The 14442-nt window shown below is 40.6% G+C and carries 15 protein-coding genes; all 15 read right to left on the reverse strand.

The annotated features are described in order from the left end of the window. Window positions 1-10: 10 nt before the first annotated feature. The 15 genes from SORDD15_RS07265 to SORDD15_RS10615 all read right to left on the reverse strand — a co-directional run bounded on the left by SORDD15_RS07265 (window position 11) and on the right by SORDD15_RS10615 (window position 14429). Window positions 11-850, reverse strand: a complete 840-nt coding sequence (locus tag SORDD15_RS07265; RefSeq protein WP_061415981.1) for a hypothetical protein — start codon at window positions 848-850, stop codon at window positions 11-13. After that, window positions 804-1076 carry a hypothetical protein gene (locus SORDD15_RS07270; protein WP_061415982.1) on the reverse strand — a complete coding sequence of 91 codons (273 nt, stop codon included), beginning with the start codon at window positions 1074-1076 and terminating at the stop codon, window positions 804-806. Before SORDD15_RS07270 ends, SORDD15_RS07265 begins: the two co-directional genes overlap by 47 nt. Beyond that, window positions 1073-1711 carry a hypothetical protein gene (locus tag SORDD15_RS07275; RefSeq protein WP_061415984.1) on the reverse strand — a complete coding sequence of 213 codons (639 nt, stop codon included), beginning with the start codon at window positions 1709-1711 and terminating at the stop codon, window positions 1073-1075. The genes SORDD15_RS07270 and SORDD15_RS07275 overlap by 4 nt, the downstream gene beginning before the upstream one ends. Window positions 1712-1730: 19 nt before the next feature. Then, window positions 1731-4367: a phage tail tip lysozyme gene (locus SORDD15_RS07280; RefSeq protein WP_061415986.1), complete on the reverse strand. Its 2637-nt coding sequence runs from the start codon at window positions 4365-4367 to the stop codon at window positions 1731-1733. A gap of 26 nt (window positions 4368-4393) precedes the next feature. Further along, a complete protein-coding gene (locus tag SORDD15_RS07285) occupies window positions 4394-6748 on the reverse strand; it encodes a VirB4-like conjugal transfer ATPase, CD1110 family (RefSeq protein WP_061415988.1) in 2355 nt (784 codons plus the stop codon). Further along, the gene (locus SORDD15_RS07290) at window positions 6708-7055 is read right to left on the reverse strand and encodes a PrgI family mobile element protein (RefSeq protein WP_000197454.1); all 348 of its coding nucleotides are present in this window, start codon (window positions 7053-7055) and stop codon (window positions 6708-6710) included. Before SORDD15_RS07290 ends, SORDD15_RS07285 begins: the two co-directional genes overlap by 41 nt. Further along, window positions 7052-7285: a hypothetical protein gene (locus tag SORDD15_RS07295; protein WP_061415990.1), complete on the reverse strand. Its 234-nt coding sequence runs from the start codon at window positions 7283-7285 to the stop codon at window positions 7052-7054. Before SORDD15_RS07295 ends, SORDD15_RS07290 begins: the two co-directional genes overlap by 4 nt. 8 nt (window positions 7286-7293) lie before the next feature. Beyond that, window positions 7294-8040: a hypothetical protein gene (locus SORDD15_RS07300; RefSeq protein ID WP_061415992.1), complete on the reverse strand. Its 747-nt coding sequence runs from the start codon at window positions 8038-8040 to the stop codon at window positions 7294-7296. A 27-nt stretch (window positions 8041-8067) separates the two neighbouring features. Beyond that, window positions 8068-8292, reverse strand: a complete 225-nt coding sequence (locus tag SORDD15_RS07305; RefSeq protein WP_000340303.1) for a hypothetical protein — start codon at window positions 8290-8292, stop codon at window positions 8068-8070. Between the two features lie 73 nt (window positions 8293-8365). Continuing rightward, window positions 8366-8872 (reverse strand): hypothetical protein, encoded by a 507-nt coding sequence (locus SORDD15_RS07310; RefSeq protein WP_061415994.1) that lies wholly within the window; start codon window positions 8870-8872, stop codon window positions 8366-8368. A gap of 63 nt (window positions 8873-8935) precedes the next feature. Beyond that, window positions 8936-12685 carry an SspB-related isopeptide-forming adhesin gene (locus SORDD15_RS07315; RefSeq protein WP_061415996.1) on the reverse strand — a complete coding sequence of 1250 codons (3750 nt, stop codon included), beginning with the start codon at window positions 12683-12685 and terminating at the stop codon, window positions 8936-8938. 21 nt (window positions 12686-12706) lie between these two features. Next, window positions 12707-13465, reverse strand: coding sequence for an LPXTG cell wall anchor domain-containing protein (locus SORDD15_RS07320; protein ID WP_061415998.1), 759 nt, complete (start codon window positions 13463-13465; stop codon window positions 12707-12709). An 18-nt stretch (window positions 13466-13483) separates the two neighbouring features. Continuing rightward, a complete protein-coding gene (locus SORDD15_RS07325; RefSeq protein WP_000128978.1) occupies window positions 13484-13786 on the reverse strand; it encodes a hypothetical protein in 303 nt (100 codons plus the stop codon). 290 nt (window positions 13787-14076) lie between these two features. Continuing rightward, window positions 14077-14292 (reverse strand): helix-turn-helix transcriptional regulator, encoded by a 216-nt coding sequence (locus SORDD15_RS07330; RefSeq protein WP_061416000.1) that lies wholly within the window; start codon window positions 14290-14292, stop codon window positions 14077-14079. 2 nt (window positions 14293-14294) lie between these two features. Beyond that, window positions 14295-14429 (reverse strand): hypothetical protein, encoded by a 135-nt coding sequence (locus tag SORDD15_RS10615; protein WP_258010732.1) that lies wholly within the window; start codon window positions 14427-14429, stop codon window positions 14295-14297. Window positions 14430-14442 lie beyond the last annotated feature (13 nt).

Here is a 14442-nt window from a genome sequence, read left to right on the forward strand (position 1 = left end):
AAGACCTCCTTTATTTTGGATAATTGGATAGTTCTGGCTTGGCAATAACCTGGAATCCGTAAGGCGCTGAAGGTTCTTCCTTCACAGTAACTACCAAACGTTTCTGACTTCTGTTCTCACCGTCTTTCACGGCTACTACATAGGTTAGCTGATAAGTTGCTTCATCAACAATCAAGCTAGATTCCAAAATCACAGACTGCAGTTGACCTGCTTGTCTATCTATCGTTAATTGAGGAGCTACGAAATCAGCCATTTTCCCTTTATCAGAGTAATAGGCTGGCAAAAAGTAACGTGAAAAGGCATCTAGTTCCCCTGTTTTTGACTGAATGGTTTTTAGATTTGAAAGTTCCTTTGATACGGCCGAGAGTTGCTTTTCTTGATGGTAAACTAGCGTAAGTGATAAGCCAGCAAGTGTCAGACTTCCTACTAGACCCAATAACACCAAAACTCTTCCTAAATACACCCAAAAAGAGCGTTTAGAAGAGTTTCGAGGTTTGGGAGTTTCATGTTTCAAGGAAGAAGCTTCAGCTTTTTCTTCAGGAGTCTTCTCTTGATGTTTTGTTTTTGGCTGGCGCTTAAAGAAAGAGGTTTTTGCTTCTTTTGGTGCAGCTTCCTTGTTATTCACCATACCAGGCTTCAGGAAGAGGCCATCTGCGATCCCTTCAAACGGCAAATAGACATCTTCTTGGTACACCACTACATTCTTTTTATCCAGTTCCTCTACCAATAAAACGGCTTCTGCATCCTGGTGTTTAACCTTAGCATTTTCTCGCTCCAGCGCTTGATACACAAGGTCCCGATTTTTATACGTTGTGGTCGTGTTTTGTGTCAGATTGGTTAAACGGTACATGTTTTTCAGCTCCTTTCAATTTTCCTTCAGCAAGAGCAGCTTCAATATCAGCCCAGGTTAAATTATGTTTGGCCAAGTAGCTTGAGCGTTCCTCATGTTTGGCCAGAATGATTTGAGTTTCTAGCTCCTTCAGTCTTTCTTCTTCCTTCTTGGCCTTGGACAGATAGTCAGCTAAGCGGTTTTCCGCTTTCTGTTTTTGTTTTTCCAAAGTTTCTAATTTTGTCATTGTTCCTTTTTCCCTTCTGTTGTTTGATTGGTATTTGGTTTGTTTAACGATGGAATACTCGCCTTTTCACTTGCGCTTAGGCTGTCCACAATCAAAATAGGATCAATATGATTGACCAGGTATTTCCCATCTTGCTTGCTGAAGCGGATCCGTATGGTTCTTGAAGACCCTACGTTTGTTTGGGCGTTTGTATAATCGTACTTCTTCTGTAACTGTGTCTGAGTGTATCTCACTTGAGCTAGGACAACATTATTTTCTTGATCGATGTAAATGGTAGAAGACTTCAGCTGCGTGTCCACTACATAGCCCTTATAGGTTTGTACCGATGGTTCTTCCTCAGAATTCACCTCCTGATTGTAGGCAGCTTCTGTCATATAGGGCAAATAGCGATTTCTATTTTCTCCAAGATCTTGCTTATTGAAGTAAGCCGTCAAAAATTCCTTCACATATTCTTGAGTTAGTTCGCTTCCCTCTGCTTTGGTTTCTTGTTGCGTAGTTTCAGCTTCCTGTTTAGCTTTATTTTGCGCTGAGGTTGCTGCTCCAATCCAGAATACGAATCCTAGAACTAGCACAACTCCTATGAGGATTGCTCCTATTTTAAGGAGTTTCAATTTCTCCATATCTATCATTTTCATGATTTACCTTCTTTCTTTTTTAATTCGGTGTCGCAAATGTATAATAGTAAGCTGGATAAAGTACCGAAAAATGAACCTTATCCTGTACCCCTTGGATATTACATTCTGAGACAAGGAAGGAACCATCCGCATTGACGGCCTCTACGATAGCAACGTGCCCGTAAATACTTGGTGTCCCAGCAAAGCCACCTTGAACCGAGACAACTGCCCCTTTCGTTGGCGACGTGCTATATTTCCATCCTTTTGCGACTAGGCTCATCACCCAATCCTGACCATTACCAAGATAACCATAGGCTCCAGATAAGTCTGTAATGGTTCCTAGCTCGACTAAACGATTATAGGCATACCAAGTGCATTGACCAACTGGGTAGCCACTTCCTGCTTGTGTAGTCATAGAAGCCTGTGTAGGAGGGTGTTCCACTTTTGACTGATACTCTGCAGGGAAATTCCAGGAAGATGCTAACGCTCCACCTCCTCGAACTTGTTGTGTGAGAAAGGCATGGATCTGTTTAGCATTATTCTGGCGCTCTAAGACCTTATCTCCGGAGTTCCCTTCCCAGTTAACCAGGAACCGCTCTGTAAGTGTCTCCACGTCTTCTGTGCTAGTTAGAATCGATGTCAATTCAGTGATATAGTAAGGAGTATCCCCCTCCAACATAAAATCTAACTGCAGTTCTAAATCGTACCACTTTTTATCTTTTGATTTTGCATAATTCAATAATAGAGTATGCCTAGTAGAACCATCTGCTGTATCTGTCCACTGACCTAATCCTAAACCTCGATGAAGAATATTTGGATACCCACCATCATAGATAGCAGGTCCTCCTATAGCTAACCAGGACTCATCATCCCAGGAAGAAGAATCAGCCCCTACTGGCGGACTAAGATAATCTCCTTCAGCACGTTTAGGATTGATATTACTTTCAGTTGCAAAGTTTCCAAGCATGGCTGCCAAACCATTATCTGTCAGCCCTGGTACCTTTTGCTTCAAGTAGTCTTTTATCGCTCTTGATTTTTGTCCTAAATCACCATCAAGTGTAGTAATGACTGAGGTCGTCTGATTGTACGTGACAGATTGAAAGTAAAAGCCTGGATTGACTGATGTCCACTTTTCTTTCTTATCCTTTGTCTCTTTTTTCTCCAGTTTTTGATACTGAATGACCTGGTAACCATTTGCCGTTACCTTCCCAACCTCGTCTCCAGCTTTGACCTGATCTCCGTCAGAAACACGGATATTTCCTACCTCTTCATAAGTAAAGATGGCTTTATCTGTTTTGATGGATACAGTAGTATCATCTGTCACACTGACTTGACCGTCAATAGGAGCTCTTAGAGCTTGTCCTGTTGAAGCTTTTAGTTGTGTTTTCTCATAGATTTCACTCTTAGAGGTATAACCAAACCGCTTCAGGATAACTAAAGGGGCCTGATAAGAAGGGTCGTCCTCCTGGTAAAAGGGATTAGCTAGTTCTTGATAAGAGGGGTATCGACCAACTTCTTTAGTCAAATCCTCTAGCTCTTTATACTCTTCTAACTCGCTATCACTCAACTTAGTCCACTTGAGATCTGACGAGGGGCCATATAAGTCAGCCATCTTTTTCAAGTTGTGAGGGTCATCATTCAAATGATTCCAAAGATCATTCAAGGCATCCGAATAGTGATTGAAACCTAATATCCCAGCCCATTCACCACCAGTCCCCTCATTCCAGTTACTTTCTGGTTTCCACTCACTACCGTAGCGAAAGTTCATGAAAAAGATCATGTCATCGATGTTTGTCCAATAGTCTACCTTATCATTTGACTTCTCTCGATCTCGTTTACTAATTTGAAGCCATGACTTGTTCAGGTCAAATTCATTTTGTTGGACAGGACCACTGCCTCCAAACATGGCCATAAATGCCCCAAATACTGCAAAGATGAGGAACATTAAGAAATAGGACTTGACAGCTAAAGGATTGGATAAGATGGAACGCAGGGGCTTTGTCGCAACCTTCAAAACCTTTCCTGTCCCTCTTGACACCTTCCCAAACTTTGAACCTGCAAGTCGCTTTCTGGCCTGTTTCATCTTTTTGCTGAGCTTTCCTTCCCAGGAGAACTCTTTTGGTGTTCGAGTATATCCTCGCCCTCTGATGAAATTATAGCTTCTATTGAGCTGTCCATAGCTGCGCTTGATTGAATACTTGGATAATTTTCCTACAGCATTTAACGCTCTTTTAGAGGCGTTTACCTGATACTTAAATTGACGAATGTTTTGCCTCGCCTGAACCCAATCTCCAAGAATCTCATTATCTCTGACTGTCTTCTCAACGTCGTGTCTCGCTTTCATTCGAGCACTTTGTTTAGCACGTTTCTTTAGGCGGTTAGGGATATAACTGTCATCAGCTTTTTTAGCTCGTTTATAGAGCGTTGTTGCAATTTGTTTTTCCAACTTTGCTCGATCACGTTGTTGCTTAAAGAAAAGACCTCTAGCTGTTGCTTGAGGTCCTTTATGTAGTTTATAATCTTTGTTCGCTAAGCGATAATTCTTCTTAGCTTCTTTAAATGCAACTTTTGAGTCTAAACGTGCTTCTTTAGGCTTTTTTTCAGCATTGAGAGCTAATCCTTCTTTGATTCTTCGCTTGCGTTCCTGTTTTAATTGTTTGCGATTACTTTTAGACAAAAGAAATTACCTCTCTTTCTATTTTTTTAACCATCTGTCGCAACCAATTGATACAGTTTGGTATCTTTAGGGATAGGATTTTCAAATGGTACAATCGTATCCCCAGCCACGATCAAACCAGTACCTTTTGCTTTTGGCCGCAAGACAAATCGCTCCAGTGAAGGCGTAAGAGGGATAACCTGCTCCAGGGCATCTAGGTCTGTCCGCTTCAGCTTCAGGAGGGCTAGAAACTCACAGTTTGCGACTAGCTTTCTACCTTCCTCTGTAGATAAAACAGTCTCTGGGTTCTGGGTAATCCCTGTTGGAATAGCCCCGTACTTACGAATACGTGAGTATAGCTCTGTAAAGAAGGTTGCTTGCAGTTTATTTTTGAAGTATAGTTGCAACTCATCGAAGTACAACCATGTAATAGCTTTTCCTTGATTATTGACTACCTGATTCCAGATGAAGTCCTGAATCACCAGGAGGGCAAATGGCTTCAATTTACCACTCAACTGCTTGAGATTGAAGATAATAAAGCGACTATTCATATTGACGTTTGTAGGATGTGCGAAAATATCATTTGATCCAACCGTATAAGGTTCAGCCTTCAGCGCCAACTCCTTGGCCACATCTTCAGGTTGTCGTTCTAAAACGGATTGCCAATCCTTAAATGTTGGTTTTTCAAATTCCTCATAGGTCTTTCTCGTTACACGGTCAATCATCGCAAATTCATCGTCTGATACCTCAGAGAATATATTTTCAAACAAGGTTGATAAGAGGTTTGATTTTTGGCCAATCGGGTCACTATCTTCTGCCTGCAGTTTATCCTTATCAGGAAGATCCAACAAGTTAAAGTGATGTTGCGATCCAGGAGCGATTGTGATAATTTCTGCACCTAATTCTCGGCCAATACCAGTGTACTCATCTTCAGGATCGACGATAATAATATTATCTTCAGGGTAACGTAGAGTTGTAGGAATTATCTCTCCACCTTTAGCAAGAACAGACTTTCCTGATCCTGAAGTCCCAAAGATACAACCTGAACCTGTGTTCAAGTCTTTCTTGCGGTCAACTGTGATAGCGTTCTTAGATAGCTGATTCTGGCCATAATAAATTGCACGTGGACTGTTAGATCGAAGATCTACGTTGGTAAATGGGACTTGTGTGGCCAAGTTACTGGTAGTCATATCTCTCATAAAACGGCGTTTTACGTTGATAAATGGAATCCCAATCGGTAGAATCGTATTCAAGGATTCTTCCTGGTACAAGTAACACTTATCCAGTTCTACCGTATTCTTACGGACAGATCGTTGAACCTGCTCAGTGTAGATATTCAACTCCTCCAGACTGTCAGCCATGAAGAAAATCGTCATCACACCTGAAAACATTTTTTGGTCATTGTCCTGGAGTTCTTCAGTCCATTTCTCTGTTTCACGAGATGTCTCCACAGCCTTTCCACCAACAGCCAGGTCACTTCCATAACCTTCTTTTGCGGCAGCCTTCTGACTTTTGATCATTTCCCTACGTACACTTGACTTAACTGTCTTGATTTTCTTCAGGGCATCTGCAGTATCATAGGGCTTCGCATGCAGACTGATAGCCAGTTCAATTCCTGTATCCAGGATATTCTTAATCAGTTTGTCATTCAAGAAGGTAGGATATTGTCTAACATACATCACCCTTGCGAAACAATCATCAATTTTCATATGATCTTTTTCAAACTTCAGATAGTTTGGAGCTACAAAGTCCCTGGTGGATAATCCAGAAATAGCGATGTCTTCATAGTTAAAATCAATAAAACCTTCTCGCCTCAAGATTTTTCGGAAGATAAGAAGACGATCTAATCCCTCTAACTCTTTAAAGGAGATTCCTAAGCCACTGTATTGACTTTCAATAACGCTGGCTGTATCATCAAGGATTCTTCTAGCTTGATGATCCTGGTCAGTTTGGGTAGTAATCGTCAGATATTTTTCTACCTTGAAGGTGTTTTGTTCCTGAGAAAAACGATCATTGATCATCGCATTGTATTCTTTACGATAATCATCATATCCATCTCCAACTAAATCATAGCGGATAGAAGATAAGCTATTGCTTTCTACCCTACGATTTAGGATCAATAGCTGCATATCATTGTCAATATCCAGCGAATTAAAAATATCAGCGCTTGTTTCAATGATATCAATTCGCTCATCATCTGTTGCAGTAATATAGCTTGTATCACCTAGGCGATAGGTCTTTGAAAATTGATCATTTGTAATTTTCATGAGCCCATCAGGCATCAACCATTGATAATTAAGACTATTCTGTGTAGATGCCGTCATGGTACGTCTTAGACGTTTGGCCCGTTCCCGTTCTTCCTTAGAGAGTTTCGGGGTTTTCTTTCGGCCGAATAAATTCATTTCTTGTATATTCCTTTCTGTCATAATCTGTCTGATAAGAGCGTTCCTGCTTAGTCAAAAGGAAACGAACCTCATCTTTAATTTTTTCATCAATGTAACACCCGAAAATAACAAAAGGCGCTAATAATAAAATATCAACGCCATAAAGGATTATATCAGGTGCCTTCAGCCAATAGAGAATAGTAGTGACAACTACTGTCAATGCTATCCCAAATAGTAGCACTAACTGTCTCAGTGTCATATACCCTATAACTGGCCTTTCGTAGCTATCTAAAGCCTTTAAAAATTCACTACCTAAACGTGTCATTCTGTTCCTTTCTTCCAGTTATCTTTTCTACAGAAAATAAATTCACTTCCACACGCTAAAATAATACCACTTACGAGAGCCAGCCAATGTGGCTGTAAAGCCCTACGGCACAAGTAATAGAAAAAGAGAGCCCTAAGTAAAAACAGTAGCCCCCAGACTACTGTTTTTAAAACAACTCTCCAAATATTTCCTAGCACTTGCTGATTTTTCTGTGAGTGCTTTTTAACCATTTCTCCTCCTAGTTCACCTGCATGATATTCTTAGCCATGCGTTGGCTGCCAAAGAGCATAATGATGTAAATGATTCCTTTTGCAATGGCTACGAGTGCAGTTATAAAAGCTCCAGTCTTGCTAAGTGTCAATAAATCATTCGTGACAACAGCTGGATAAAGCATGGTCACAACCACTAAAATCAATCCCTGAAGGACAGCAGCAGCATAGAGCTTAAAGAAACCGAGGCAGATCGGGCGTAAGCTATCCACCATGTAACAAGCGACAATAATTTTAGCGATTCCCTTATACGTGTAAAGCGTAAAGGAGCGTAACAAGATCAACAACTTAGTCGATATCTGACCGACAAAATCAACAACCGCATAAACAATTTTAAAGAATGATTTCTCAATCATACCCAAACCTTTAAAATCTGGTGGCTCAGAACTGAAAGGATCTGTAGCATTCTTGGCTACTAACTTAATGATAACATTGAACAACCATGACAAGGCATCAAAAATTGCGTCAACATAGAGGATAAAAAAGAGCGCAATAGCATATTTGAGGATTTCTTCAATCCAAAGCTGAAAAGACAGCTCCCCACCATTGCTTTTAAGTTGTTGGTGCCAATTCATGAGGTTGATCCCCATAAAAAGGAGAAGAAGCAAAATTGCTACCTTCTCCATCGATCCCGAAACAGTTTCCATCAATTCATAGGCTGTCGCATTATAGTCTTTCAGACTCATGGTTAGTTGATCAAGTGTGGATTGGTCCATAAAACCACCTCCTCTTTCTTCTTCATCCTAACCAAGAGATTGAAGACCTGTTGCTAAAGCTGTAAAGAGGGCTTTTAGAACGGCACCTAAAAGTGCACCTAGTATCAAACTTTGGATTCCTTTATCCTTCTTATCATCCAATTCACGTTTGATTCCTACTGCTAAGTCCCAGGCACCCCAAGCGGCCCAACCAATACCGATAATCCCACCGATATTTCCAATTTTGTTAATAAAATCTACAACTGCATCCATTATTTTTTTCTCACTTTCTTTTTATAAAAAGGTACTAAGAAAATTCCTTAGCACCTACATTGTTTATTCAATACTATGTTTCATCCGTTGGACGAAAGGTTAGAGAGAGGGCTGTAATCACAGCTAAGACAACGATAATAGTTGTTTCCCACCAATAGTAGATGGGGACCTTTTGAGGAAAGAAAAAGTTAGTCATAAGCCAATCTAACTGCTTCTCTACATCTGCAGAGGGACCTGATTTTGTTATCCAAAAATATATTTCCCAAAAAGCAGCATAGCCTAGGACAACTACAATCTTAAATACTACCCATCCAATTGCTGTCGCAATCAAGCTCTTAATCAGATTAAAGATAAAGAGGAGAAACATGAGTGGAGTCGCAACCATCAAAACGGCAGCTCTCGCAATTACACTCGGTAGATTCTTTATTCCTGACCAGATGGCTTTTCCTAGCCAACGGAGGCCTTTTTTCCACTTCTTCTCTTCTTCAGGCTTAGTGACTTCTGATTTTTTTTGAGTTGGAGTGTAGTATCTATATCCACTTCTAGTCACATGGGTATCCATTTTCGTGTCCTTTCTCATCTCTCTTCCCCCTCTTTTTTATGGCTTCATTATACCATAGATGAGGGGGAATTTCTAGATGTTCTATTTTTTATGTTTACGAAGCCCTGCAAGACTCAACAATCCCAAAAACATTCCCCAAGTTGGAAGCATGCTTGCTGCTGTTCCAGTGTTTGGCAGTGATTGTTTTGGTTTTCCTGGTTCTTCAGGTTTTGGTGGTTCTGGAGTGTGGGTTGTTACCTTGGCAGTCATTTCTTGTCCATTGACAATATTGACAAAAGTATTCTCAACTTCTCCAGCTGCAATGCGTTCCACTTCGATGTAGAAGTCTGCATCAAAGGTTCCTTTAACTCCTAAAGAGTTTAGGAAGTCTTGGTTAATAACATAAGACCATTTGCCTCCTTTGGCATCCCACTTAACAGTCACAAGTTTCTTGATGAACTCTGAATTGGTATCTTGGTTGAACTCAAAGGTAAAGGCATAAGAGGCACCTTTGGCAATCTTATCGCCTGCCTTAACCACTTTACCATCCTTCAGGATAACATCGTAAGGTAAGGTTAGATCTTTTTCTGCTGTGTATTCTGTACCCTTGATGATACCTTTCCAATTACCAGTATAGCGGTCATGTTTCGTATCGAGTTTATCCAGACCATCATATTGGTACAATGTATCATGTTTTTCTGGAACAGTTACTCCATCAAGAAGGTACTGAACAAAATCACCTATCTGGACTTCTTTGCCATCAAGGACTTTCTTGCCAGTTCTATCAAGTACATGTTTTTCTGGCTTAACATTTGGAACTTCAACTGTTACAAGATTCGACTGATAGCTATTCCCAAAATCGATTTGTTTAAAATCGTTCTTCACGATCTCTCCCTCTTTTACTAAGAGTTTAGCTGAAAGATCAATCGTCACATTTTTATTTTGCTTCACGTAATTGTTGTAGAAGCTCGCAGAGTCTTTTGCAACCCAAAGATAAAATTCACCTTTAGGTGCCAAGTTCAATTCCTTCAAAATCTTATTGATTGCATCTGTACGTCCTTTGTCTGAAAGCACGTGATACATATCAAAGAGCTCTTTCACATCTTTCCCTGCAGCCGTCATCGTAATCTTGTCATGGTCAACTGTGAAGGCTTTGTCTTGAACATCATCAAAGATTCCAAACTTCTTACCAAGTGCTTGCGCTGAAGCAAGAGTTTTGGTATATGGGCTATAATCTGTTGTCAAACGGAAGGTCACGTTGCGGTCAAATGTTGTCGCACCGTTGATATCCTTACCAGAATGATCTAACACAGCTTTGACTGGTTTTGGTGGTTTCGGCGTATAGTTTGTTACAGTGTTTGAGTAAGCCTCGTAGTTATTCACTAACACTTTATAAGTGTTATCATAGAATCCCTTGTCATAGATTGGCTTCCAGGTAATCACTGGAGCTTCTAAGCGTTTCCCTTCGTAAGTTGCAGTAAAGGTATAAGTGTTCTTTTCTGCATCATAGGCAACGCCCCATCCTGCTTTCTCTGCAGTTGCTTTTGTGACAGCTACATCAGGAACAGCACCAGTTTCAAGTGGATCAATGATGGTAATCTTGTCCCCTTTTTTAAGGTTCGCATAGATATTATCATGGGTCAATGTATAGGTCTGAGTAGCGTTTTTAGCTACTGTTTGGCCATCTGTATTGGTCTTATCTGTATCTGCTACAGATTTGCTGACAACTGGCTTATACTGCAATTTATAACCGTGATAGCTTGCAGATAATTTCTGATTTTTGGTTTCAGAGAGAGTTTTAAGAGTCAAGGTTGGTCTGACTGGATTCTTTGTATTAACCAATTCGGCTGATACAGGTTCAGTTTTGACAGGCTTCACAGTTGTTTTTGTGATAGTTGCAGTAGCTGGAACTTCAACAACTGGAGTTACAACCTTCGTATTCAAAGCAAACCAGTATGTCTGTCCTGCTGGTGTTGCAGAGCCATCCCATTGAGCAAAATCAGTAGTGAAATCAGTACCTTCAGTGAAGACACCGAGTGCTGCTCCTTTATATTGATAAGAAGAGTCAGAAGTATCCCATGTAACCCCTACATTTTCCTCTGTATTATAGTTATCAGCATAGTTGTAACCATCGTTTTTATGATATGTTACAGTTGAACCGTTAATCTCAACATTTTTACCATTAACTGCTCCAGCACCTTCCCAACCAATTATGTTATAGTTAAGAGATGAATAAGTTATACTTGCTGGAGTTTTTTCTGAAGCAGTGAACACTACTTCTTTACCATCAACATTGTAGTAATAAGTGTCAGTCACCCTAAACTTCATGTAATCCGAAGTATCACCAGTACCATCATTACGAGCCACTACAAAGCCTTCTGTTGGATCATTCAAAACGTATACATCATTCAAGCCCGTTTTCCCTTGGTTAAGGATTTCAAATTTGCGATGGATACGAGAAATAGCATGCTTTGAACCATCTGCAGTTGAAACGGTTAAACCTTTTAAGCCTGTGTAGTCAATTTCAGTTTTCCAGCCATTACCAACATCCTTATATTTTAAGACTTTGGTAGAATCAAGAATACGACCATATCCTGAAGAACCACTTGAGGAAGCAATATAACTTGTCGTTACTACTGTTGAACCTGAAGCAGATGACTTCACTGTTGCTTCAGGATTAGCTGTTGCAAGACTAAGAGCCTGTAAGACAACCTCTTTTGTGTACCCTTCCGTACTTGTTTTAGATTGAAGTTCATTGTATTTCTTCTGCCAGTCTGCTTGTGCTTGCTTAGCTTTGTCATAAGCTGCTTGGTTTTGTTTCCCAATTTGCTTCGCTTCATCTGCTGAAGAAACTTCTTGTGTTTTAGAAGTTAAAAGTACACCAGAATTTTTCAAATCAGCTGATTTGCGATCAGCATCTTGATTGACTTGTTCACTAGCATTCTTCTTCTCTGTGTAGGCAGCCATAATCGCTTTGTTAAGCTCAACTTTTCCTTTTGCAGCTGCAATAGCCTGTTCATTTTTCTTTTGTAGATCCTCTACTTCTTTGACTGAAGAAACGGTATGTGTCACGACCTTAACATCAACTTTTTCTTTCTTCAGCTGTTCAGATGCGCTTTCTACCGCTTTGTTTAAGGTAGTAGCTTGCTTCACAGTCGCATCATACTTCCCTTTTTCAACCAGGTAATCTGCTACTGCTTTCTTGTTCTCTAACAAGACCTGTTTAGCTGTTTGAGTAGCTTTCTTGTTTTGGGCTGCTGAACCATCTGTGGCAGTCGAACCGTCATTGGTCACTGTGACAGCTGTTGCCCCTTCATGTTTGGCTTTTTCATCCGCTACAAATTGATTGTTAGCTTGGATGGCTTTCTGTGCTTCCTTGAAAGCTTCGTTGTTTTGAACTTGTTTTGTAGTTGTGGCTTCAAGTTCCTGAACTTGTTTATCCTGATCTTGTTTAATCTCAGACTTAGACTGTTCAAGTTTTGGAGCAGTGGTATCTGTCCCCTTGTCAACTGATTGAGTCTCAGAAACATTTACCCCTGCTTCTCTTGCTTTTCCAGCTGCCTTAGTAACTACTCCATTATCAATCGCTACAGACTGGCTTCCTGTTGTTTTACCAGCCTGCTTAGCGTAAGCATTGTTATCATTCTTGCTCTCTGGTTGCACGGTTTCAGCTGATTTACTTTCTTCAACCACTGTAGCGCTATCTGATTTTTGATCAGCTGGCTTTACCTCATCCGCAAGTACGGCTCCGGTTGAAAAGGCAATAGCCCCTGCGATTGCAATTCCTGATACTAAACCTTTCGCCCATTTTTTCTTACGGAAATATCCGTATCCTTGTTTCTTTTCTGTCATCGGTTCGTCTCCTTTACTTGATTAAAATAATTTTTTCTTGTAGAAGTAGCCAACTGCGGTCAACAACATCCCACCAATAGCTCCTAGAATGCTTTCTGCTGTCCCAGTGTTTGGAAGTGTTTTGAGCTTGCCATCTTTATCAGTGATAGAAATAGTCTTATCTTCGTTAAGGCTTCCCCCTACTTCTTCAGGAGCCACTACAGAACCATCTGAGAGAACCACGTTCCCGTTTTGTGTGCTGACGACGGAAGCTCCTGTGTTGGTTTGAACTGGCTCTTTGGTTACATCATGCACCACTTGACCTGTCGAAGTGGAAGTTGTGCCAATTTGTGATGTACCTTGCTGGTTGGCTTGGTCAGTTGTTTGTGGTTTTTCAGGCTTTTCAGCTGGAACACCGTCAAGACTTTCAGCATCGTCTTTCCCTTGTGGTTTATCTGAAGGTGTTGGCTTATCAGTTGGGACACCATCCAAGCTCTCCGCATCGTCCTTGCCTTGCGGTTTCTCTGGTGTTACTGGCTTGTCAGTTGGGACACCGTCCAAGCTCTCCGCATCGTCCTTCCCTTGCGGTGCGCTTGGAGTGGTTGGATCAACTGGAGTAACAGAAGGATCTGTTGGTTGAACTGCTGGAGTTTCTGTATCTGTTGAGGTAGTTGGTGTAACCACTTCTGTTGTTGGAGCAGAAGAATCAATTGGTGTCACTTCGTCTGCTGCTACATAGCCAGCTTGTGCAAGTGCGATAGTTGAAAGTGCGAGTGTAGCTAATACTTGTTTCTTGTTCATTTTGATTTTTCCTTTTCTTTATTTATTTTTCGGGTTATAACCTTTTCCAGTTAAACGAAGCTCCATTCCTGATGGTGTCTTAACTTTTCGAGCTATAACTTGAGCATCTCTCTTAATAGTGCGAATTTGATCATAAACCTTTTTATAAGGCAAATGAAATTCAACATCCCTTAAAAGACCGTCTACGTATCCTCTAGCCTGTTTGACTGCATAGTCTGGCTTCAGAATAAGGTCTGTGCCGTCCTCTAAGCGAGCTGTCGCACCTCCTTGTTTTCCTAAGTTTTTTAAGTCCTTTAGGCGGACGGTTATTTCATCTGTCATAGATTTCTCCTTGAAGTTGAAAGGCGAAAATTACGCCGTGCTGTGTAAAAACGTATTTTTACATCGGTATTTCATACGCTGGGTTTATAGTCTAGGAACCCTTACTCCTTCAGCTTATGACCATTGTCATGCTTTTTCGTTCAGTGGCTGGACTAGATATCCTTTTCTAGTTTGCTACTCGCCCCCGTTTCTTTTTTATCCATAGCCACGCTGCATCAGGGCAAGCCTTATATTCAGTTTTCAAAGATCTGTAGTTTAATGACTTCTCGGTCAATATAGATTTATCTGTACTAGGTTTGGTCCGATTCTGATCCTAACAGGTAGTCAATAGTTACCCCAAAGTATTCTGCTACTTTTTTAGCATTTTCAAGACTTATCTGACTATATCCTGTCTCCCAGTTAGATATTGTGTTGCGAAACACTCCTATCTGATCAGCCAAAGTCTGTTGTGACAACCTGGCTTTTTTTCGTAATTCTCTGATACGATTTTGTGTTTGTTTCCTCACATCTACTTATCTCCTTCATTATTTGAACTTGATAGTATTTCATCATCCATCAGAGGAGCATTCTTCAGCTCCAGCATGACAAGCCCTATTCCATAAGCTAAGATCAATAATAAAGCCATTGTAACTAGTTTAAACATTACTATCCTCCTG

Source organism: Streptococcus oralis (assembly GCF_001578935.1).
GTDB classification, from domain to species: domain Bacteria; phylum Bacillota; class Bacilli; order Lactobacillales; family Streptococcaceae; genus Streptococcus; species Streptococcus oralis_R.